This window comes from Halorubrum aethiopicum, from assembly GCF_001542905.1.
Taxonomy (GTDB): domain Archaea; phylum Halobacteriota; class Halobacteria; order Halobacteriales; family Haloferacaceae; genus Halorubrum; species Halorubrum aethiopicum.
In genome coordinates this window covers 1,056,783-1,077,593 of record NZ_LOAJ01000001.1, presented here as the reverse complement: position 1 = coordinate 1,077,593, position 20,811 = coordinate 1,056,783, and the positions used below count along the sequence as shown (strand labels likewise).

Sequence of the window (20,811 nt, the reverse complement as noted above, 5' to 3'; positions counted from 1 at the left end):
TGATGTCGGTTCTCGACGGGGACGCTTCCTCGACGGGCGCCTCAGGCGACACTGCGGCTCTCGATGACGATCCCCGTCCCCGATCGGACGGAGAAGCCGATGGTGTCGCCGACCTGTTCGCCCATGCCCGCGAAGCGTTTCACGTTGATCTGCCGGCGGATGTCGTTGCCGACCTCGATCATCTGGAGCTGGATGAAGACGTCGGCGATCGACCGGAACGGCCCGATCGCGTCGTCGTCGACGGCGGACGGGTCGACCGTGAGGACGACGATCTTCCCCTGGGAGATGATCTCCCGGAAGAAGGAGATGATCTCGAGTGCCGCCTGTCGCTCCTCGTTCTTCCGGACGAGCGCCTCGAAGGTGGGGTCGTTCCGGAAGATGGCGTCGAAGGTGTCGAGGAAGATCACGTCGGAGTTCCACATCGCCTCCGCGTTCATCAGCCGCTTGAGCAGCTCCTTGCGCTCGCCGTCGTCGTCGGAGAAGGCCCCGCCGGAGTCGAAGTCGGCGTGTAAAAAGAGGAGCTCCTCGTTCAACAGCGGCTTCACCACGTCGTACTCCAGCGAGTGCATCTGGTCGATGAACCCGCGGACGGTGAGCTCCGTCGACATCAGCGTCACCGACGCCCCCTCCTGGACGAGCCCGTAGGAGAACCGCTGGGACATCGCGCTCTTCCCCGCGCCGTAGTCGCCCTCGACGAGCACGATGCTCCCGCGGGGGATCCCGCCGCCGAGCTCCTTGTTCAGCCGGTCGCGCTCGCCTAAGCCCAGAGACAGCAGGTTGTCGGCGCGGGGCATCTACGCCTCCACCCGGAACCGGAACAGCTCCTCGTCACCGTTGACCGTGAGGTACACTCGGTGGTCGCTCGTCCCGCCCGCGGGGTCGACGCCGACCACGTCGAGGTCGATAGTGAGCCGGAGCACGTCGCCGCGGCTCCAGGCGGTCGCGCCGTCGACGGAGACGACCTCGCCGGTCGTCGCGTCCGGCCGCACGTACTGGCCGTCGAAGACGACGTCGACCCCGGAGCCGTCGGGTGCCAGCCGCTGTGTACCGGTGTTCTTCACGAGAAGAGTCACGTTGTTCTCGGTCCCGTTGTACACCCCGCCGTTCGGATCCGAGATCACCGTCACGTCGGTGCGGAGCTGCTGGGTCGCGTCGAGGCTGCCGTCCTCGACGGCCGAACTCACCCGGTCGACGCCGGTGGTGACCGTGCCGACGACGCCGGCGGCGATCACGAGGCTGGCGACGAACAGGATGAGGTGGGAGACCGGAACGGACGCCATCTACGCGCTCACCCCCGTGGCGGACCTGACGCCGGACTCGACGACGAGCACGACGCGGGAGTCGCTCGTGACCGTCGTCTCGAGCGACGTGGCGTCGACCTCGATCGAGAGCGTCTCCCCGCCGAGCCAGAGGTCCGTGTCGCCGTCGCCGTCGACGGTCGTGGTCGCCTCGGCGACGTCGACGTACTCGTTGTCGACGACCAGCGTGGCGTCGACGACGACGAGCCCGACCGAGCCCTCGTTGGTCGCGTTCACCACGAGCAGGTCGTTCCCGCTCGCGTTGAACGTCGCGGAGTCGACGGAGAAGGCCGTGTTCTGTCGTTCGAGCGCCCGCTCGTGGACGTCGCGTTCGCCTTCGGTGACGCGGTCGAACCCGTTGGCCGCGACGGGGTAGAAGGCGGTAAAGGCGAAGAACATCCCCGCGACGATGATGGCCGTCGACGCCGAGACGCTAACGCCCATCTCCCCACCCTCCGTCCGCCGGGTCGGCTCGGTCGGGATGCGGATCCGGGTCGTTCATCGGTCGGGGGGACCCGCCGTTCCGGCCGCGACCGTCGCCCGTCCGCGAGCGACGACCGGTTCCGTCCCGCGTATCCGTCCCGTTCGACCGCTCTCCGGCGGTCTCCGCGGTTCCGTTGGACGGCGCTCCGCGTCGGTCCCGGCCACGGGAGCCACGGGGCGCGGCCGGCGGTCCGCCGCCGACCATCGATCCGCCCGCGAGGTCGTCCCATCGGTCGAGGAGGACGAGGTGGCCGCCCGTCCCGTTGAGCTGGGTGATGTACCGCAGACTCCGCGTGTGGTGTTCGCGGACGAGCCGGTCGGTTCCCGGCCGGTCGACGAGGTTGCGGTCGATCGTGCCGAAGCCCGAGAGGAAGTCGCGGAGCCGCGCGGCGGCGTCGGAGCCGACCCACTCGATGCGCTCGTAGTAGTTCACCGCCCGCACCGCGTCGGTGACGTCGCTCTCGGAGACGAGGAACTCCAGCCACTCCATCACGAGCAGGTCGCCGACGTAGTCGCCGGGCAGCTCGGTGAGGTACGGCTTGCCGCGCCGGCCCGAGAGGTCGTCGCGGCCGACGTACTCGAAGCCGTCCCCGTTCGCCTCGGCGGGGTCGCCGCCCGGCTTCGGGCCGGGGGAGGCGGCGGACTCCCCGTGCGGATCCGTCCCCGGTCCCGGCTGCGTCTCGACGGCGTCGTCCTCGAACTCCCCGTCGGCGTCGGATCCGATCCCGTCTCGGGAGTCCTCGTCGAGGCCGTCGTTGCCGATGCCGTCCTCGAAGTCGTCGTCGAAGTCGTCGTCGAACGGGTCCGTCCCGTCCTCGAAGGCGTCCTCCCCGGACGCCGTCTCGTCGCCGGCGTCGTCGGCCCAGTCGGCCTCCCCGGCGTCGTACTCCTCTTTGAGTTCGCTGAAGCTCTTTCCGTCGTCGTTCATGTCGTCGTCTTCCTCCGCCGGGTCGGTCTCGGACGCGGCGTCGGCGGGTTCGCCGTCGTCCGGTTCGCCGCTCGATTCGCCCCCGTCGTCCGCCTCCTCGAGGTCGTCGAAGTCGTCCTCGAGGTCGTCGTCGAGCAGCTCCTCGTCGAAGAACCCGTCCGCGTCCGCGCTCGCGACGTCGTCGTCGAGCTCCGCTTCGGCCTCGTCGTCGCCGTCGTCGTCGAAGAGGCCGAAGGAGTTCTCCGCGGCACCGCCGCCGTTGAAGCCGCCGGACTCGTCGACGAAGGGGTTGATCCCGCGGGTGACCATCTCGTAGATGTCGAGGAGGTTCCGAACGTCCTCCTCGATGTCGTCGACCGCGGCGGAGATCTCCTCGTTCTCCGAGCGCACCGTCGACACCGTCGAGGAGAGGGTGGCGACCTCCGCCTCGAGGTCGTCGAGCCGCTTCTCCAGCTCGTCGGTGCCGGAGCCGCTCCCGTCCCCGCCGTCGCCGAAGTCGTCGTCCCACTCGTCCATCCCGTCGAAGTCGTCGAAGCCGCCGCCGCCCATCCCGCCACCCATTCCGTCGCCTCCCTCCATACCGCCACCGCCTCCCCCATACCGCCACCGCCTCCCCCCATACCGCCACCGCCCATCCCGTCGCCGCCTCCCATACCACCGGCCATGCCGCCGCCTCCTCCTGTTCCGCCGCCGAAGACCTCGTCGCCACCGTCCGCGTCGTCGCCGTCGTCGTCGAGGAACCGGTCGAGAACGCTCGCACCGACGAGCCCCAGCGTGGCGACTGTCCAAGCGACCGTCGAGACGCCCCACGCCGATAGTTCGAGGCCCATTGATCACAGCAACCGCCAGACGACACTTCAACCCACCCCTCAAAATATCAGGCGTGAGAACACGCGCGGGACGGGAGCGCCCCCGGCGGCCCCTACAGCGTCCGTTCGAAGCCGTCCGCGGCCCGCACGGCGAGGTCGCCGCCGGACAGGAACCGCACCGTCCGGCCGACGGCGTCGCCGACGTCCGCGGCGACGATCGGGATCCCGGCGCGCTCCAGGCTCTCGCGGGCGCGTTCGACGTTCCGCGGACCGACCGCGGCCGTGAGGTCGAGCATCTCCGCGCCGCCGACGAGCCGCGCCTCGAGCCGACCGGGCGACGCGCCGGCCGACGCCAGCTCGTCGAGGAGCGCGTCGAGCCCCGCGTCGACGTACTTCGCCGGACGGGGCGTGCGGGAGGCGTCCCCGTCGGCGGACGGGAGCATCGCGTGGAGGAGTCCGCGCGTGTCGGTCTCCGGGTCGACGATCGCGATCGCGACGCAGGAGCCGAGCCCGCTCGTCGTCAGCGTGGCCCCGTCGCTCGCGACGGCGAGGTCGCCGACGCCGACCTTCACGCGTCGGGGGGGATCGCCCCGGTCCGGAGCGGTCCCGTCTCCCGACGGCGTGAGGTGGGTCATGTCCCGGAGAGTCGCTCCAGCGCCGCCGCCAGTTCGCGCTCGTCGGGGAGCGCGTACACGTCACACCGCGCCTGGACCCCCTCCGTCCGGATGGCGGCGTCGATGACGAAGCCGTAGTCCTGACGCCGGCTCAGCGAGGCGACGAGCGGGCTGACCGTCGCCGACCCGATGTCGTGGACGAACTCCGGCGGCGAGTGCGAGATGGACGTGCCGAGGACGTTCGCCCAGCCGTCGATGAAGCCGCTCGTCATCACGTTGCCGAGCTCACAGAGCGCGTTCTCGGCCATGTCGCCGAGCGGCTCGTCCGGCTCCATCGGGAGCATCGCCTCGGCGATCGCGGCCGCCGACTCCTCCGAGAAGAGGATCGCGAGGTAGCCGCTCGGCTCGCCCCGAAGCTCAAACACCGTCCCCGCGTGCGGCTCCGTCCCGACCTCGCTCGGCACGTCCGCGAGCGGGACGAACCGGAGCCGGCTCACGTCGACGGTGGTCTCGAGGCCGGTCATCATGGCGATGTTGTCGGCGGCGTTCGCCGAGCCGCGCTTCGCCAGCGACGCGAACGTCGAGAGCGACTCGTACGGGACCGCAGTGGCGCTCGTGCCCCCGGCGGAGCCGCCGGCACCCTCCGCGCCCGCGGTCGCCGCCGCGGCGGTCTTCCCGACCACGAGGTCGCGGAAGGGCCCCGAGTCGGGCAGCATGTAGATCGAGAAGTCGAGGTCGGTCCCCGTCGCGTCGAGCCGGCTCTCGAAGAGGAAGACGCCGTCCCCGGCGAGCGCGCCGTCCGGCAGGACCGCCGCGCCGTCGGCCTCGAAGTAGCGCGGCGGGGTCATGTCGATCGCCCGCCCGAGGTAGTTGGCCCAGCCGTCGAGGAAGCCGCCGAGCGCGATGTTGCCGACCTCCGTCACCGCGCTCCGACCCATCGACGCGCCGCCGGGTAACACCGAGAGCAGCCCGTCGATCTGCTCGGCGTCGAACGCGAGCACGGCCGCGCCCTCGAGGCCGCCGTCGAGCCCGACCCGCACGCCGATCGACTCGCGGCCGGCGAACGCCTCCGCGAGGTCCTCGCCGGTGGCGACGCTCGCGCCCGTCACCTCGACCGCGAGGTCCGACCCCGTCAGCTCGCCCAGCGCGTTGGCGGCGCGTTCGGCGCCGCGTTCCGCGAGCCGGTTACACGCGCCGAGCGCTCGAACGTCGACGCGCATCAGACCGCCGACCCGATGGCGTCGAGGACGTTCGGCTTCTGAAACGGCTTCGTGATGTACCCCTCCGCGCCGGCCTTGATCGCCGCCTTCATCTTCTCCTCCTGGCCGACGCTCGTACACATGATAACCGTCGCCTCCGGATCGTCGCCTTTGATCTCCGTCGTCGCCTCGATCCCGTCGCGGATGGGCATCACGATGTCCATCATCACGAGGTCGGGGCCGTGTTCGTCGTACATGTTCACCGCTTCCACCCCGTTCTCCGCCTCGCCGACGATCTCGAACTCCCCCTCGAGTATCTCACGGAGCAGGTTCCGCATGAACTCCGAATCGTCCGCGATGAGCACGCGCGTCGCCATATACACGAACTCGGCGCAGGCGTCCACTTAACCGCTCGCCCGCGGTTCTCATCGTTGAGAACGGTCGCCGAGCGGCGCGCGATCGATACGCGATCGGCGCGCGGCCGACGCTCACACCCAGTGACCGATCAGGTACGTCGCGCCCACGACGACCGTCCCGCCGAACGCCTCGCGGGTGCCGACCGGAATGAGGGGAGTCGACGCCGGCCCGGCGGGAGTTCCCGGGTTGTCGCCGTCGTTTCCGTCGGGAGCGGGTTCGGCTCCGGCCGCGGTGCCGTTCGCGGTTTCACCGTCGTTTCCGGAGTCCGCGTCGTCTCCGGACGCCGCGTCGTTCCCACTCCCGGTGCCGTCTCCGGGGTCCGTTCCGTTCCCGGAGTCGGGTTCGCTTCCGGATCCCGTGTCGTCGGGCTCCGTGCCGTTCGCGACGTTGGTTCCGTTTCCGGTCCCCGTCCCGTTCGCGTCGTCCGCCTCGCCGCCGTCCGTCCCGTCGTCGATCTGGGTCACCGCGGGATCGGGCTCGACTCGCAGGGTGCCCGTCGTCTCGTCGCCGTCGATCGCCAGCGTGTACGAGTACGTGCCGGGGTCGAGATCGACGGTCGTCCCGTCGAACGTCTCGTTTTCCGGCTCGTCCGGAGCGACGGTCACGTACCGCTCCTCGTACAGTTCCCCGCCGGCGACGTCGAGCGACAGGAGTTCTCGGTTCTCGACGACGCCGGCGTTTCGAACCGTCACGGACAGCTCGGAGAGCGTGTCGCCGCGGGTCACGTTGAGATCGGTCGTCTCGTTGGCGAGCCGCAGCCGGTCCGGCTCCTCGGCGTCCGCGACGACGATCGCCGTCCTGCTGTCGTAGGGTATCGAATCGGCGTACAGATCGACGGTTAGACGATCGCCGGGCTTCGCCTCGCCGATACCCGGATCGACGCTGAAGTTTCCACCGTCATCGATCCGGACCGTCGACTCCGAGGTTCGCGGCGTCTCGCCGCCGTCGTAGGCGAACACGGCCGTCAGCTCGGTTGCGGGCAACAGCGTGGTGGTTCCGGTGACGCCCTCGCCGTCGACGAGGATCTCGCCGTCGTCGGTGACGTGGTCGTACCGGAGGTATCGCTCCTCGACCGAGAACGTCGCCTCGGCGGAGACGCCCGTCTCGTCGGTCGAGAGGTACGGGAACTGCTCGGGAGTCCCGTCGTCGCCGACGGAAGCGGCGGCGAAGGGAGGATCGGCGTCGACGGCACCGGGATCCTCGGCAAAGCGATACCGCTCGCCGTCGACTCCCTCGAGCCCGAACTCGACGCGATACTCCTCGCCGGGATCGAGCCGGTCGCCGATCGCGTTCCCGTCGCTCGTGTCGATCACGAGATAGAGACGGCCGGCGGTCGGGTCGTCCGGTGCCGACTCGAGTTCGTTCGCCGACTCGAAGATCAGCGTGGCGTCCTCGAGTTCGTCAGGTCCGATCGGAGTCGCGTGATTGGGTCGGTTCGTTTGCTCGATTCGTAGGCGAATTCCCTCCTCAGCAGTGAGAAGATCGGCGAGAATCGCACCAGTTGCGTTCCCGCCAGCAGTGACCGGTCCCGCATCCCGGTCGTCGGCGAGGTGTGACATCGCACCCCAGATCCCGGCGGCCTCGACGCCGATCACGAGGCGATCTCCCTTCGTGACGGCCGATCGCTCGAGGCCCGCGCTCCGCAAGGAACCGATCGACTCGATGCCAGAATCTGATTCCGGATCGGCCGGCATCGTTGTGAATACCTCAACTTCCTCCATCATCTGTCGTTCCGGCTCGATCACGACGAGATCCGCCCGACTGGAGCCGGCTGCGGGAGCAACGATACCGGTCTCGTCGACGGTGAACGTCGCATTATCAACGATCGATAGACGGTAGCGCTCTGAGGCGAGCGGGCGGACCAATCCGTCCGCACCCGCCCTCGACGGAAGCTCGGAGAGGGAACTTCCGACCGGCTCGCCGTCTTCGTCGATGAACTCGAGCGAGCAGCTGGAGACGGAGCAGCTTGACGCGCTCCCTTCCTCACTCGTGACGGAGACGTACTCCACCCCCGTTCCGGCCGTACGGGTGTTGAGCGTCAGACTGATCGATCCCTCGCCGTTAATCTCGATCACGTCGACGAACCCCACCGGCACGTTCGGATCACTCAAACGATTCCCGCCGATGAGAAGGTACTTGGGCCCGTCTTCGACGCTCACGGTCATCTCGACGAGATCACCGGCTGTCGTGGTGTACGTGTCAGACCCGAACGAGGCGTTGATCGTGGCCGGGCCGTCTGCCGCTCCCGCGTCGAGCGCCATCGCGTCGGCTCCGGCGTCAACGGACGTCCCTTCACCTGCGGGAGAAGACATCCCGACGACCGGGATCGTTCCGATGAGTAGGAGGCCAAGGAGGACGACGACGAGGAGAACGCCACGGAGAAGCGACGCACCGATAGATCCGCTGTCGAGGGAGGGCGAGTCGTCCGAGAGACCGGACGCGTTCGTCGATGGGGGCAGGGGTGGCTGTGACATTAGCGTGGTCCGCGCGGCCGGCCGGACGGCGGGCCGCCAGTCGATGGAGACGACTCGACCGCGTGCCGACTAAAACGTGCCCCCCTGATTATCAGATCGGAAAACTATCGGATCGGTCGTGTACCGTCGATAGAGGGGTCGAAGACCCAAATGAACGAAACGAGATCGTAGTCGATCCGCGATACGGACCGAAGAGTTAAGCCCGACCGCGGTGCCGTTCCGATGAGGATGAAGTCCTGTCCCCGCTGTGAAGCGTCGATCGACGACTCCGCCCGGTTCTGCTCGCAGTGCGGCGCGCCGCAGAACGAGGAGGCCGCCGAGGAGCTCGACCAGTACGTAAAGCGGCAGGCGAAGCAGATGGCCGCGGAGTCGGGCAAGGGAAGTGGTACTGGCGGAGCCGGCGGGGGTGGAAGCGGCGACGTCACCGCGGCCGACGTCTTCGGCGTCGCGGCCGAGGAGCTCACCGAGCGCGAGCAGCTGTGGCGGCGCGGGAGCTACGTGCTCGGATACGCGACGATCGTGATCGCGCTCACGCAGATCACGAACCCCGGCGCGTGGTTCCTGCTTCTGGGCGGGATCGCGATCCTCCCGCCGACCCGGCGGCTGCTCGGGCTGCCGGTCGGCGGGACGTTCAAGCGCGAGGCGATGGCGGGGCTGTACGCGGTCCTCGTGATCCTCGGCGCAGTGCTGTTCTTCGTGCTATAGTTCAAGACGAGATAGATACGCGGTGCGGTTGGCGTCGCCGGCGCTGCGCGCCGGCTTCACGCGAGAGCTTCGCTCTCGCCCTGCGCCCGGGAGTGAGCCGAAGGCCCGCGACCGGAACGCGAGGGAGTCGGCCGGCCGAAGCGAAGCGGAGGGCGGCCGACGAGGCTGGGGAGGCGTGAGGTGCTGTGCGGAGCGGTTGGGTGGGACTCAAAGGGGCAGTCGCCGGCGGCAACGCCGCCGGCTTCCAGAGGCGCGTAGCGCCTCGCTGCCGTGAGGACGAAGCACGGCGAAGGAAGCACCGCAGCGAAGGAGCGATAGCGACTGAGCGAGGACCGTGGTTCGAGAGAGCTTCGCTCTCTCGTCATCACGAGACGGCGAAGCCGTCTCGAACGACAACGAGCCGCGCGAGTCCTCACGGCTGGGGCTTTGGCGGTGTTCAGTGCGTTAGAATAGACCGCGACCAACTGATCGCCCGATCTCACTCGATCCGGAAGCCGCCGGCGTCCTCGGCGGCCCGGATCAACTCGCCGATGGAGTCGTCGGCGGAGAGACCCTGGCTCGCCGCGAACCGCTTGATCACCACCGGCGGCAGGTCGATCGGCGTGTCGGCGGCGACGAGCAGCAGGCCGAGCGCCTCGGCCGGGTCGGTTCCCGGTCCGGCGTTGGCGACGAACCACGAGAGGGTGGTGTCGAACGTCGCGGTCACGTCGTTCGAGACCATACGGTTGCGGGCGGTCGAGCCGTTCGCGTGGAGCGTCACGTCGACGCCGTAGTCGAAGCCGTCGCCGTCGAAGGACTCGGCCAGCCACCGGCTCACGGCTTGGCGGTCGACATCCGCGTCCCCGCCCGTGGAGCCGCCCGCACTGCTCACACCGCCCGCGTCGTCCCCGCCGGCGACCGGCTCGCGCTCGGCGGGAGACGCTGGATCCGCAGGTGACCGGAACTCCGAGCCGTCCGCCGGGCCGGGATCGGATTCCGACTCGGCGGATCGCTGCCGGACGTTTGGCCGGCCGTTGGTTCCGACGACGTACCGGCCCTCCCCGATCTCGACGACGTTCTCGTCGTCGGTGAAATCGAGATCGTCGGGGTCGGCCGGCGGTGCGTCGTGGTCACTCATGGCGTAGGCGTTGTCGCGCGAGAAAATAGGTGTTCCGGGCGGACGTGCCGCCGGGAAAGTGGTTAGCGGGCGGTTCGAAGCTCGTTAGAGCCTGACCGCTTCGCCGTTGGTGTTGAACAGGTCGGGAGCGCGGAGTTCGACCGAGGTTGTCGCACCCGCGGGCGAAACTATGTCGAGGGTGGCGCTCTGTCCCTCACCGAAGGGGCTGTCGTCATCGTTTTCGAGCGCGCCGGCGTCGGGATTGATCAGGATCGTGTAGTCGTTCTGATCGTCAAGTACCGGCGACGACTCGAAGCTGCCGTCAGAACCGACGGCGAATTCATTCGGACCGAGGTTAGCCACACTGTTGCCGCCATCAAGAGTGGTAGACTCGGCGAGACTGCCTCCAACAACTGCCGTGACAGGGCTCTCTTCAAGCACAGTGCTATCGGAAGTGTCCTGTAAGTCGAACGTGAATTCGTCACCGTCGGCAAGAGATCCTCCGGTGTTGATCTCACTGTCGCCTGTACCACTCGAGTCAAAGGTAATCGTTTGGCCGTCAAGGGCCGTCCCCGTTACCGTGGTAGTGTCTTCTACCGAACCATCACCACCAGCGTCATATTCGACAACCAGATCTTGATCGGAATCACCGGAAGCGAGTCCATCAATGTTGTCGTAATTGATAGTTACGCTAGTGGTGGAGTCACCTGTTGATATTGCTGGAACAGATAGCTGTGTTACTTCGTTTGCGTTTGAAGCCGAGCTTGTGAACACAAGATTCTCCTGCCCACCAGGCCCGACAGCCTGAATAGTGGTTTCAGTTAGATCGATTTGGTCGGCACCGGGTGCGCCCGAAACACTCAGACGGATCTCCGATAGCTCACCGTTGGCCTCGCTACCCACGATACCGACTTCGCTCGTCACGTCGATCCGCTCGGAGACGAGGTCCGTACTTTCTTGTCCCGTTGCTTCCGCCTGTGACTGAAGGAATCCGGCCGTGTTGATCAGGACGCCAGCGGCGATCGCCGCCACCAGCACCATCGCGATGAACACGATGAGCGTCCCGATGCCCACCTGACCGCGCTCTTCAGGGTTGGTGATGAACTCAAACATTGTTACAGCCTCACGGAATCACTGACGACGGTACTTGGCACGCGGATCTCCGTCGTCGTCGTCGCACCGCTCGCGGTCGTGAACGTCACCGTAAGCGACTCACCCTGTTCAAGAACGTAGGCGCTACTACCTGCGTTGTTGTCGACCAAGGTACTACTCGAATCAAGTCCGATCGTCACTTGGGCGCGGTCACTGCTGTCGGTTAGGACGGGTGAGTTCTCACCTTTGAACATGTCAATACCGGTCCCATCATCAGCAGTAGTGAGTGTGAACGTCTCCTGACCGTCCTGTCCGATGAGTTCGACCGAAGTCTCACTCAGATCAACGTTGGATGCACCCGGTGACTGAGCAAGCACGAAATCAAGCTCGACAATCTGCCCTGGGTCAAGAGCGTCGTCAAATGTTCCGGATTGGCTCACGACTTGGAGCCGATCGCTCACCTGTGCTGTACTCTCTTCGCCCGTTGCCTCTGCCTGTGTTTGAAGAAACCCGGCAGTGTTGATCAGGACGCCGGCGGCGATCGCCGCCACCAGCACCATCGCGATGAACACGATGAGCGTCCCGATGCCCACCTGACCGCGCTCTTCCTCGTCCAGTATTGTTTCGAACATCGTGTGTTTGCGCCCGTGAGTACCGATCTCGGGCCGTACTCATGAGAAATATGAACAGTCATATAAGCGGTAGGTCTAGATTATCTATATCGATAACAAGCAAGAACCATCCGATTAGAATGCTTCTAAAACGTGGCAGATTTTAGAAACAAAAGAGACAGTCGAAAGAAGAGCCGTTACAGCCGAACCGCTTCGCCGTTGGTGTTGAACAGATCAGGTGCCGTCAGTTCAACCGATGTCGTCGCCGAAGACGGCGAAACGATGGTGAGCGAAGACGTTTCTCCCTCTCCAAAGATATTGCTCGGGTCGCCAGCGATGGCATTGAATTGGCTACTACCGTACACTGACGAAGCAGTATCACCGTCATCTAAAGAACCGAACGGCTGGGCTGCGGGATTCACGACGATGGTAAACTGGTCCTGATCACCGAGAACTGCGTCGCTGTCAGTAGCGATAGAACCATCACTTTTCAGCACCGCGAATTCGCCTTGCTCGATTTTGTAGGCGAAGTCCGCATCACCCGAACTGAGGTCTTGGTCATCTGCGTCAACGGATGTAAAGACGAGATTTGCCTGTCCGTTGGGACCGACTGCTTGAATCGTCGTCTCACTCAGATCGATCTGGTCAGCACCGGGCGCACCCGAGACGCTCAGACGGATCTCAGCTAGTTCGTTAGTGTTACTCGACGAGACGATACCGACCTCGCTCGTCACGTCGATCCGCTCGGAGACGAGATCGGTACTTTCCTGTCCCGTTGCCTCCGCCTGCGTCTGGAGGAACCCGGCCGTGTTGATCAGGACGCCAGCGGCGATCGCCGCCACCAGCACCATCGCGATGAACACGATGAGCGTCCCGATACCCACCTGACCGCGCTCTTCAGGGTTGGTGATGAACTCAAACATTGTTACAGCCTCACGGAATCACTGACGACGGTACTTGGCACGCGGATCTCCGTCGTCGTCGTCGCACCGCTCGCGGTCGTGAACGTCACGGAGAGTGAATCACCTTCTTGTAGTACGTAGCCGCTACCGATCTGATCAGGATTGGATCCTCCATCGTCGAGATTGACCGTCAGTTCAGCTCGATCGCTAGTATCCGTCAGGACGTTTGTATTATCTCCCTTGAAAATGTTAATATTAGTTCCGGAATCTCCCAAAACGAACGTCTCCTGACCATCAGTACCGATGAGCTCAACAGAGACCTGCGAGAGATCAACGTTAGTAGCCCCCGGTGATTGAGCGACAACGAACTGGAGCGTGTCGATCTGGCCAGGAGTGAAACTACTGTCGTCGAAGGTTCCGGATTGGCTCACTACCTGGAGCCGATCGCTCACCTGGCTCGTACTCTCCTCGCCCGTTGCCTCCGCCTGCGTCTGGAGGAACCCGGCGGTGTTGATCAGGACGCCGGCGGCGATCGCCGCCACCAGCACCATCGCGATGAACACGATGAGCGTCCCGATCCCCACTTGACCGCGCTCTTCCTCGTCCAGTATGGTTTCGAACATTGGTTGTTGTGTGGGCCCGCGGTCCGCCCGGCGGGCGTTATCGCTACGGAGCGGGAATCACCTATTAAAGACACGGGGCTGGTTATTCAATCTGATAAACAACTGCTGTCGTGCGGTTTTTGGGATTATATTACATAAGTAATTACAGAAAAGAAGAACGAAACAGGGAACCGACTATCAGATCTGGATCCGCGACTCACCGCTCTCGAAGCTCGGCCATCTCCGACTCCGAGATCACGAACTCGCGCGTGCCGGGCTCGTAGACCGCGAGGCTCCCCGCGACGAGCGCCATCGACCCGGCGAGCAGCCCGGTGTTGACCAAGAGCAAGGCTCGGGGGTTCGCGAACGCGGTCCGGAACGCCGCGAGGGGCGTGGCGAGCGCGGCGACGACGACGAGGCCGAACCCGACGGCGAGGTACGCCATGGCGGTCCGCCCCGAGGAGCGGTACGCCGTCACCGCGAACGCCGACAGCGTCGCGCTCGCCCCCGCGAGCACGACGGTCGTCACGAGATACAGGCCTTCGATGGGGTCCATACGCGGCCTGCCCGTCCGGCCACGATAAACCTCCGGTAACGCGTATCAATACCGATAATATTCCTGTATCTCGATCGCCCGATCGCGACCGAGCACCGCACGACCGCAGACACCCAAATCCGACCGTTCTGCGTCGACGACTCGACGAGCACCGGCGGCGACGAGAGTACCTACCGATATCTTTTTGGGTCGGAAACTCACAATTGATAACGATAATGGTGGGGGACGACCTGATCACGGTGCTCGGGAACAAGTACAACACGGACATCCTGACAGCGACGGGCGACGCCAAGTCCGCACAGGACCTGAGCGAGGAGCTGGACGTGCCCATCGCGACGTGTTACCGGCGGATCAACGAGCTGGAGGAGGCGGACCTGCTCGAGCTTCACGACCGACCGCTCTCGGACGAACACCGCCGCGTGAAGGTGTACCGCCGGAAGGTCGACGGCGTCGACGTCGACTTCCGGGACGGGCTTACCGTCGAGGTCGAGGAGCGCTCCGCGGTCAAGAACCGCCTCGACGACGTGTGGCGCGACCTCTCGGCGAGAGGGGACTGAAGGGTAGATCGGACCGGATCTTGGACCGTACCGAGCCGCGAACCGGACTGAACCACGAACCGTCCCAAGCCGATCGGACCGGCGCTCCCCCGCCGCCGGTCAGAACGACGGCTCGTCCGACCGGCTCATCATCGAGAAGCCGCCCGCCCGCTCGTGGACCGTGATCCCGCCCTGCCCGATCTCCATCGGGAAGATGTCCGTGTCGATGTCCTGTTTGCGCATCTTCGCGACCCAGACGTAGCGGTTCACTCCCGAGTCCGTCGGCGTCTGGATGAAGTAGATGTTGCCGTCGGTGAGGAAGTTCTCCAGTCCGACCTCGGTGTCGGGGAACACCGCTCCCTGCTCGTTGATGAGAAGCGAGGTCAGTCCGTTGGCCTTGAGGATATCCGAGAACTTGAGCAGGTACGTCCGCTTCTCCTGTTCGTTCTCGAAGAACAGCTGGAACATCGACAGCGAGTCGAGCACGAGCCGGTCGAAGTCCTCGCCCTCGATGGTGTCGAGCAGCTTGTCGACGGCCGTCGAGAAGTCGGTCTCGCGAAGCATCTGCCGTTTGTCGAGGATCACGATCTGGTCGTCGTCGACCAGCTCGCCGAAGTCGTCGAACCCGACCGACTCGGCGGCGGCGCGGATGTCCGCTTCGTCCTCCTCGAAGGAGACGTACACGCCGCGCTCGTCGTGGTCGGTGACGCCCGTGTAGAGGTACTGGATCCCGAAGATGCTCTTTCCGGTGCCGGGGTTGCCGGAGACCAGAACGGTCGACTGCTCCGTGATGCCGCCGGTGAGGATCGAGTCGAGCCCCTCGACTCCGGTAGAGACGAGTTCTGACATTCGCGTCGGTCTTCGCGGCCGGAGTACATAAAAGACGATCCGTTCGAGTCGCTGTGGAGCCGGGAGACGACCGGATTTTTGCGGGTGGACAGACGGCGACAGCTTTATTCGTCGACACGCCGCCACGTCCAGTATGTTCGGTGAAGCGTATCCCGTCGTCTCCGACGGTGATCGACGGTGAGCGAAGCGACGGTCCTCGTCGTGGAGGACGAGCCGGATATCGCGGCGCTGTACGCCGGCTTCCTCGAGGAGCGCTACGACGTCACCGTCGCCGAGACGGCCGCCGAGGCGAAAGACGTCGTCGACGAACGCGTCGACGCCGTCCTCCTCGACCGTCGGCTCCCCGACGGCAGCGGCGACGACGTGCTCGAACACATCCGCGCGAAGGGCCTCGACTGCCGGGTCGCGATGGTGACCGCGGTCGAGCCCGACTTCGACATCATCGGCATGGGTTTCGACCTGTATCTGACCAAGCCGGTGAGCCGGGCGAACCTTCTGGCCGCGCTCGAGACGCTCTTGACCCGCGACGAGTACGACGACCTCCTCCAGGAGGCCGCGTCGCTGGCGACCAAGCGGGCGGTCCTCAAGGCACAGAAGCCGGCCGCCCAACTGGACGGCAACGAGGCGTTCGCCGAACTCGTCGACCGGCTCGAGGAGATCGACGCCGACATGGACGCCATCGCGGAGTCGCTGTCGACGGACGACTACCGCGCGATGTTCCGGGACATCGGCGAGGCGTGAGGCCGCGCGGTCGGGACGGCCGGAACCGCGGCGAGCGGCCCTCGTTCCGGCTTCGGTTCCGTGACCGTTGGTTCCGAGACCATCTTTTCGTCGCGTGCCCCGATCGGCGCGACCGTTTCGGGGCGAAGTTTGAACGGAGTTCGAAGGGCGTTCGGACCGACGCCGATCCGACTCCGAACGGAACCCGCCCGATCCTTGAAAAACGTACTTTCCGGTCCCCGTCGAGGCGGCGAGTGTATGTCCGATCACGTACCACGGCGGCGGCTGTTGGGAGCGGCAGGGAGTCTCGCGGCGCTCGGGCTCGCCGGATGTCTCGGTGACGACGGGAGCAGCGAGAGCATGAACGACGGCGAGGGGATGAACGGGAACGAGAGCACGGACGGCGAGACGGGCGACGGTATGGACGGCGACGGAGAGGACATGGACGGCGACGGGGAGATGGGTGACGGCGAGGGAATGGACGACGGCGGAGGGATGGAGGAGGACGGAACTGACGACGGCGAGGGGAACGCCGAGCCGCAGACGTTCGGCGTCAGGATCGAGAACGTCGCCTCGACGGACGTCTATCCCGACGACACGTCGACCGGGGGGCAGGTCTGGCTCACTCCCGGTGCGTATGGAGTCCACACGGGCGAGAACCCGATCTACGCGGTCGGGGAGCCGGCCTCGATCGGGCTCGAAGCGCTCGCCGAGGCCGGGCCGCCGACGGGCTTCGAGGGCGAGGACGGACTCGTCGACGAACTCGCCGCGTCGATGGAGGTCCACGACGCGGGGGCGTACACCCCCGCCGACACGGTCGCGGACCCGAACGATCCGACGGGCGAGGTCCCGGGGGCCCCGCCGGTCGCGCCGGGCGGCGCCTTCGAGTTCGAGGTGGAGGCGGCGCCCGGCCAGCGGCTCTCGTTCGCCTCGATGTTCGTCCCTTCGAACGACGTGTTCGTGTCGCCGGGCGAGGCGGGGATCGAACTCCGGCCGGCGGACGGCGACCCCGTCGAGGGGGACGTCACCGACGACGTGGCGCTGTTCGACGCCGGCACGGAGCCGAACGCGGAACCGCCCGGAACCGGCCCCGATCAGGCACCCGCACAGGACGCGCCCGACCAAGGTGACGACGAGGACGGCGTCGTGCGCCGGCTGAGCGACGTCGACGACGGCCACGAGTATCCCGCCGTCGAGGACGTTATCCGGGTGACCGTGAACCCGAGGTAGACCGTGATCGACGACATCGAACGGCGAGACGCGTTGCTCGCGGCGGCGGCCGGCACGGCCGCGGTCGCCGGTTCGTATCTCGTCACGGGATGGTCGCCGTCGTTCGTCGTCCGGCCCGTCGATCGGGTCATCGTCGATCTCACGCCCGGACCGATCGTGACCGCCGCGATCGAGACCGTCGGCGACGCGGGACACCTCCTTCACGTCGCGATGGCGATCGCGACCGCGATCGGACTGTTCGGCGCGGTGTCGTTCGTCGGACGACGCCTCGCCGATCGGGTCGGCTCCCGGCCGCTCGCCGGCGTCGCGACCGGCGCGGGCGCGTGGCTCCTCGCGGCCGGACTGACGGGAGAGCCGGCGCTCGCGATCGGACCGGCCCTGCCCGCGGCGGCGGTCGTCGCGATCGGCGACGGTCCGATCGCGAGCGCCGACGGTTCGTCGACGTCGGTCGACTCGGCGCGCCGACGGACGCTCGGGGCGGTCGCGGGAGCGCTCGGGTTCGTCGTCTCGTCGGTCGGCGGGCGGCGAGCGCTCGCGACGGAGGACGATCCGCTCGCCGGCGCGCCGCGGTCGGCGGGCGCCGAGTCGCGGATCCGGGATCTGGGGTCGGCGTCGCTCGAGCTCGAAAGCGACGACCTCCACGGACTGGTGAGCCCCATCGACGGGTTCTACAACGTCGACATCTCGGAGTTTGACCCGGAGGTCACCACCGAGGAGTGGTCGCTGACGTTCACCGGCGAGACCGGGGCGGAACGAACGGTCGCGTTCGACGACCTGATCGACCGACCGGTCGAACACCGGGCGATCTCGTTGCGGTGCGTCGGCGAGCCGCTGAACGGACGGAAGCTAGACACCGCCGTCTGGACCGGAACGCCGATCCGGCCGCTGCTCGAGTCCGTCGATCCCTCGGGCGACTGCGACTGCGCGATGTTACACGGGGCGGACGGCTACTACGTCCAGTTCCCGGTCGAGGTCCTCGCCGACGGCTTCCTGGCGTGGGGGATGAACGGGCGGGAGCTTCCCCCGAGTCACGGACATCCGGTTCGCGTGCTCATCCCGGGCCACTGGGGCGAGACGAACGTGAAGTGGCTGACGGAGATCGAGCTGCTGGAGACGGAGGAGGAGGGCTACTGGGAGGAGCGCGGCTGGGAGGGAACGGGCGAGGTCGAGACCGTCGCGAAGCTCTGGGAGGAGGGTATCACGGACCTCCCCGACGGACGGATCGAGCTCGCCGGTCACGCGTACGCCGGGACGCGCGGGATCGACCGCGTGGAGGTCTCGACGGACGGAGGGGAGTCGTGGACCGACGCGACGCTCTCGGAGCCGCTCGCGGACGAGGACGTCTGGCGACAGTGGCGTCACGTCTTCGAACCGGACGGGACACACGAGGTGGTCGTCCGGGCGACGGACGGGACCGGGACGCTCCAGACGCACGAGAGGTCCGACCCCTCGCCGACCGGCGCGTCCGGGTGGGTCCGGCGGACGGTCGGCGGGTGAGCGGGGACGGCCCGTGGACCTTCGAGCGAACCCGCGGACGTCGAAACGACTTTGACCGCCCCCGAGACACTGACACACACCAAATGGAGAAGGCCCTGTGGTACCTCTTCGCCGCGAGCCGCGGTGGCGCAAACAGGGTCCGGATCGTCCGCGAACTGCGGAACCGGCCGCGGAACGCGAACGAGCTGGCCGAGAAACTGGACGTCGACTACAACACGATCACACACCACATGGAGATGCTAGAGGAACACGACGTCGTCGAGCCGAGCGACCACGACTACGGGAAGCTGTACTTCCTGACCGACCGGTTCGAGCGACACGCCGACACCTTCGAGGAGATCACGGAGCGGGTGACGTGACGATGGCCATGGGAGCGCCGACGCTGGCCGGGATCCTGCTCACCGGCGTCAACAGCGTGCTGCTCGCGGTGTTGGCCGCCGTCTGGCTCGACAACTACCGCCAGTTCCGCTCGACGCTGGTGCTCGGACTGGTTGGGTTCAGTGCCGTCCTGCTCGTCGAGAACCTGGTCGCGATCGCGTTCTTCTTCAGCAGCATGAACACGCTCTACGCCATGGACCCGCTCGTCGGACGGGTCGTCCTGGGGATGCGCGTGCTCGAACTGCTCGCGATCTCGTTTCTGACGTACGTCACCCTGAAGTGACGGGTCCCGTTTCGGCGGGGTTTCGCCGGACTCGCCGCCGGTCGCTTACGAGAGCTGATCCCCGACCAGCGCGTCCGCCGACGCGAGGAACGCGTCGCGTTCGCCGCTCGGGATCGTCGCGCCGGCGGCGACGTCGTGGCCGCCGCCGTCGCCGCCCACGGACCGGCTCGCCTCCCGCATCACGGCCGAGAGGTCGAGCCCCCGCCGAACCAGCCGTCCGGTCCCGCGCGAGGAGACCTTCAGCTCCTCCGCGTTCTTCTCCGCGAACGCGATCACGGGCTTCGAACGGTCGACGGCCGGCGAACCGGCGGCCATGCCCGCGACGATCCCGACGATCGTCTCGCGGATCCGCGAGCCGGCGTCGAACCACTGGAGGTGCTCCTCGTGGGTCACGCCCTCGGATTTCACCCACTGGAGCCCCTCCGAGAGGTTCCGCCTGTGGTTCCGGAGCAGCCGTCGCGCCTCCGCGAGCGCGGCGTCGCGGTCGCCGAGACACACCGCCAGCCCCACGTCCGCGCGCTCGTATCGCGCGGTCGCGTTGAGCAGCGTCGAGAACTCGCTGACGTCCCGCAGTTCGGTTCCCGACTCCTCGTCGAGCAGCGTGTAGGAGGTGCCGACGAGCCGCTCGATCCGGTCCGCGGGAACGCCGGAGGCGACGGCGCGCCGTATCAGCGCGGAGACGAGCGTCCGCCGCTCCGCGTCGTCGAGGTCGACCCAGCGCCGCCACTCGCCGTCGCGTCGCGCGTCGACGTCGAGGTCCCGAAGGAAGCCGATCGCGCCCGCCTCGTCGTTGGAGATCCCCGGAATCCGTACGTCGGAGGCGTACTCCAGCAGTTTGGGGAGCGGCCGGGTCTGTCGGCCGTACAGGTCGAGGTCGGTGCGCTCCTCGAGGACGCCCGCGTCGACGCCGTCCGCGACGATCGCCTCGTTCGCGCCGACGAGCCCGCCGTCGCCGTTCTGCATGTCGCCGACCGCGCCGACGACCGCCAGCGCCGCGAGGTCGCGGTTGTCGCCGTCGGGCCCCTCGAGCGCGCGGGCGAGGAGGTAGCTCGCGCCCGCCCCCGAGAGCTCGCTCGCCCCGTCGATCCCCTCGAGCAGGGGATTGAGGTGGAACGTCGTGTCGGCGTCGGCGGGCTGGTGGTGGTCGGCGATCACGGGAACGAAGTCGCCGCGGGCCTCGTGGTCGGCGATGACGTCGATCTGGCCGGAGCCGAAGTCGGTGAAGCAGACCACCTCGAACCCGCGGGCGGCGATCCCCGCTATCGACTCGGCGTCGAGCTGCTTCTCGAAGACGACCTCGTGGTCGATCCCCGCCCGCGCGAGCGCCGCCGACGCGACGGCGGCGCTCGTGAGCCCGTCGGCGTCGATGTGTGAGGCGAGCAGGACGCGGTCGGCCTCGCGCAGGCGACGGGCGCAGGCGCGGGCCCGATCGCCGAGCGCGGGAACGGGGATGTCGGCGGCTGCCATTACCGGTCCGTGGGGCGGCATCGGGGATAAACGCACGTTTCGCTCGACGGGTCGGGGAGAGGGGC

The 20,811-nt window shown here is 67.0% G+C and carries 23 protein-coding genes and 1 pseudogene; 8 read left to right on the top strand and 16 right to left on the bottom strand.

What is annotated here, in order from left to right; genetic code table 11:
* Positions 1-41 precede the first annotated feature (41 nt).
* From AXA68_RS05250 to AXA68_RS05215, 8 genes and pseudogenes are all read right to left on the bottom strand, one after another.
* The gene (locus AXA68_RS05250; RefSeq protein WP_066413772.1) at positions 42-794 is read right to left on the bottom strand and encodes an ATPase domain-containing protein; all 753 of its coding nucleotides are present in this window, start codon (positions 792-794) and stop codon (positions 42-44) included.
* Positions 795-1,280, bottom strand: coding sequence for a flagellar protein G (locus AXA68_RS05245; RefSeq protein WP_066413769.1), 486 nt, complete (start codon positions 1,278-1,280; stop codon positions 795-797).
* On the bottom strand, positions 1,281-1,742 hold the full coding sequence (locus AXA68_RS05240) for a flagellin (RefSeq protein WP_066413766.1): 462 nt from the start codon (positions 1,740-1,742) through the stop codon (positions 1,281-1,283). It abuts the gene before it with no gap.
* Positions 1,732-3,539 (bottom strand): annotated as a pseudogene (locus AXA68_RS05235) (FlaD/FlaE family flagellar protein). The gene AXA68_RS05240 and the pseudogene AXA68_RS05235 overlap by 11 nt, the downstream one beginning before the upstream one ends.
* A 92-nt stretch (positions 3,540-3,631) precedes the next feature.
* A complete protein-coding gene (locus tag AXA68_RS05230) occupies positions 3,632-4,153 on the bottom strand; it encodes a chemotaxis protein CheD (protein WP_066413764.1) in 522 nt (173 codons plus the stop codon).
* The gene (locus AXA68_RS05225) at positions 4,150-5,352 is read right to left on the bottom strand and encodes a chemotaxis protein CheC (RefSeq protein WP_066413762.1); all 1,203 of its coding nucleotides are present in this window, start codon (positions 5,350-5,352) and stop codon (positions 4,150-4,152) included. Before AXA68_RS05225 ends, AXA68_RS05230 begins: the two co-directional genes overlap by 4 nt.
* Positions 5,352-5,708 carry a chemotaxis protein CheY gene (gene cheY / locus AXA68_RS05220; RefSeq protein WP_023498899.1) on the bottom strand — a complete coding sequence of 119 codons (357 nt, stop codon included), beginning with the start codon at positions 5,706-5,708 and terminating at the stop codon, positions 5,352-5,354. The genes AXA68_RS05225 and cheY overlap by 1 nt, the downstream gene beginning before the upstream one ends.
* 111 nt (positions 5,709-5,819) lie before the next feature.
* Positions 5,820-7,442 (bottom strand): hypothetical protein, encoded by a 1,623-nt coding sequence (locus AXA68_RS05215; protein ID WP_157884782.1) that lies wholly within the window; start codon positions 7,440-7,442, stop codon positions 5,820-5,822.
* Positions 7,443-7,680: 238 nt separating this feature from the next.
* Here AXA68_RS05215 and AXA68_RS16635 point away from each other — a divergent pair, with 238 nt between their 5' ends.
* Both AXA68_RS16635 and AXA68_RS05210 read left to right on the top strand, forming a co-directional pair.
* Entirely contained in the window at positions 7,681-8,295 is a 615-nt protein-coding gene (locus AXA68_RS16635; RefSeq protein ID WP_157884781.1) for a hypothetical protein, read from the top strand.
* Between the two features lie 155 nt (positions 8,296-8,450).
* A complete protein-coding gene (locus AXA68_RS05210; RefSeq protein WP_066413755.1) occupies positions 8,451-8,927 on the top strand; it encodes a zinc ribbon domain-containing protein in 477 nt (158 codons plus the stop codon).
* Between the two features lie 478 nt (positions 8,928-9,405).
* Here AXA68_RS05210 and AXA68_RS05205 read toward each other — a convergent pair whose 3' ends face one another.
* From AXA68_RS05205 to AXA68_RS05180, 6 genes are all read right to left on the bottom strand, one after another.
* A complete protein-coding gene (locus AXA68_RS05205; protein ID WP_066413753.1) occupies positions 9,406-10,044 on the bottom strand; it encodes a DUF7500 family protein in 639 nt (212 codons plus the stop codon).
* Positions 10,045-10,128: 84 nt separating this feature from the next.
* Positions 10,129-11,136 carry an archaellin/type IV pilin N-terminal domain-containing protein gene (locus AXA68_RS17560; protein ID WP_269799187.1) on the bottom strand — a complete coding sequence of 336 codons (1,008 nt, stop codon included), beginning with the start codon at positions 11,134-11,136 and terminating at the stop codon, positions 10,129-10,131.
* A gap of 2 nt (positions 11,137-11,138) precedes the next feature.
* Positions 11,139-11,747, bottom strand: a complete 609-nt coding sequence (locus AXA68_RS05195) for an archaellin/type IV pilin N-terminal domain-containing protein (protein WP_066413749.1) — start codon at positions 11,745-11,747, stop codon at positions 11,139-11,141.
* Positions 11,748-11,923: 176 nt separating this feature from the next.
* Entirely contained in the window at positions 11,924-12,649 is a 726-nt protein-coding gene (locus AXA68_RS05190; protein ID WP_066413747.1) for an archaellin/type IV pilin N-terminal domain-containing protein, read from the bottom strand.
* Positions 12,650-12,651: 2 nt separating this feature from the next.
* On the bottom strand, positions 12,652-13,251 hold the full coding sequence (locus tag AXA68_RS05185; RefSeq protein WP_066413746.1) for an archaellin/type IV pilin N-terminal domain-containing protein: 600 nt from the start codon (positions 13,249-13,251) through the stop codon (positions 12,652-12,654).
* A gap of 196 nt (positions 13,252-13,447) precedes the next feature.
* On the bottom strand, positions 13,448-13,786 hold the full coding sequence (locus tag AXA68_RS05180) for a hypothetical protein (RefSeq protein ID WP_066413744.1): 339 nt from the start codon (positions 13,784-13,786) through the stop codon (positions 13,448-13,450).
* Positions 13,787-14,001: 215 nt separating this feature from the next.
* Between AXA68_RS05180 and AXA68_RS05175 the strand changes: the two genes are divergently transcribed.
* Positions 14,002-14,343: a helix-turn-helix domain-containing protein gene (locus AXA68_RS05175; RefSeq protein ID WP_066413742.1), complete on the top strand. Its 342-nt coding sequence runs from the start codon at positions 14,002-14,004 to the stop codon at positions 14,341-14,343.
* 99 nt (positions 14,344-14,442) lie between these two features.
* Here the strand turns inward: AXA68_RS05175 and AXA68_RS05170 are convergent, their stop codons facing one another.
* Positions 14,443-15,171, bottom strand: coding sequence for an RAD55 family ATPase (locus AXA68_RS05170; RefSeq protein ID WP_066413738.1), 729 nt, complete (start codon positions 15,169-15,171; stop codon positions 14,443-14,445).
* 177 nt (positions 15,172-15,348) lie between these two features.
* On the opposite strand from AXA68_RS05170, the gene AXA68_RS05165 reads away from it, so the two are divergent.
* The 5 genes from AXA68_RS05165 (at position 15,349) to AXA68_RS05145 (ending at position 19,279) form a co-directional block, all read left to right on the top strand.
* Positions 15,349-15,912, top strand: coding sequence for a HalX domain-containing protein (locus AXA68_RS05165; protein ID WP_066413735.1), 564 nt, complete (start codon positions 15,349-15,351; stop codon positions 15,910-15,912).
* Positions 15,913-16,149: 237 nt separating this feature from the next.
* Positions 16,150-17,121: a spondin domain-containing protein gene (locus AXA68_RS05160; RefSeq protein ID WP_066413732.1), complete on the top strand. Its 972-nt coding sequence runs from the start codon at positions 16,150-16,152 to the stop codon at positions 17,119-17,121.
* A gap of 3 nt (positions 17,122-17,124) precedes the next feature.
* Positions 17,125-18,618 (top strand): molybdopterin-dependent oxidoreductase, encoded by a 1,494-nt coding sequence (locus AXA68_RS05155; protein ID WP_066413730.1) that lies wholly within the window; start codon positions 17,125-17,127, stop codon positions 18,616-18,618.
* Positions 18,619-18,701: 83 nt separating this feature from the next.
* Positions 18,702-18,977 carry a winged helix-turn-helix domain-containing protein gene (locus tag AXA68_RS05150; RefSeq protein ID WP_066413727.1) on the top strand — a complete coding sequence of 92 codons (276 nt, stop codon included), beginning with the start codon at positions 18,702-18,704 and terminating at the stop codon, positions 18,975-18,977.
* Positions 18,978-18,979: 2 nt separating this feature from the next.
* Positions 18,980-19,279, top strand: coding sequence for a hypothetical protein (locus tag AXA68_RS05145; protein WP_066413725.1), 300 nt, complete (start codon positions 18,980-18,982; stop codon positions 19,277-19,279).
* 45 nt (positions 19,280-19,324) lie between these two features.
* Here AXA68_RS05145 and AXA68_RS05140 read toward each other — a convergent pair whose 3' ends face one another.
* Positions 19,325-20,746, bottom strand: coding sequence for a DHH family phosphoesterase (locus AXA68_RS05140; RefSeq protein ID WP_066413723.1), 1,422 nt, complete (start codon positions 20,744-20,746; stop codon positions 19,325-19,327).
* Positions 20,747-20,811 lie beyond the last annotated feature (65 nt).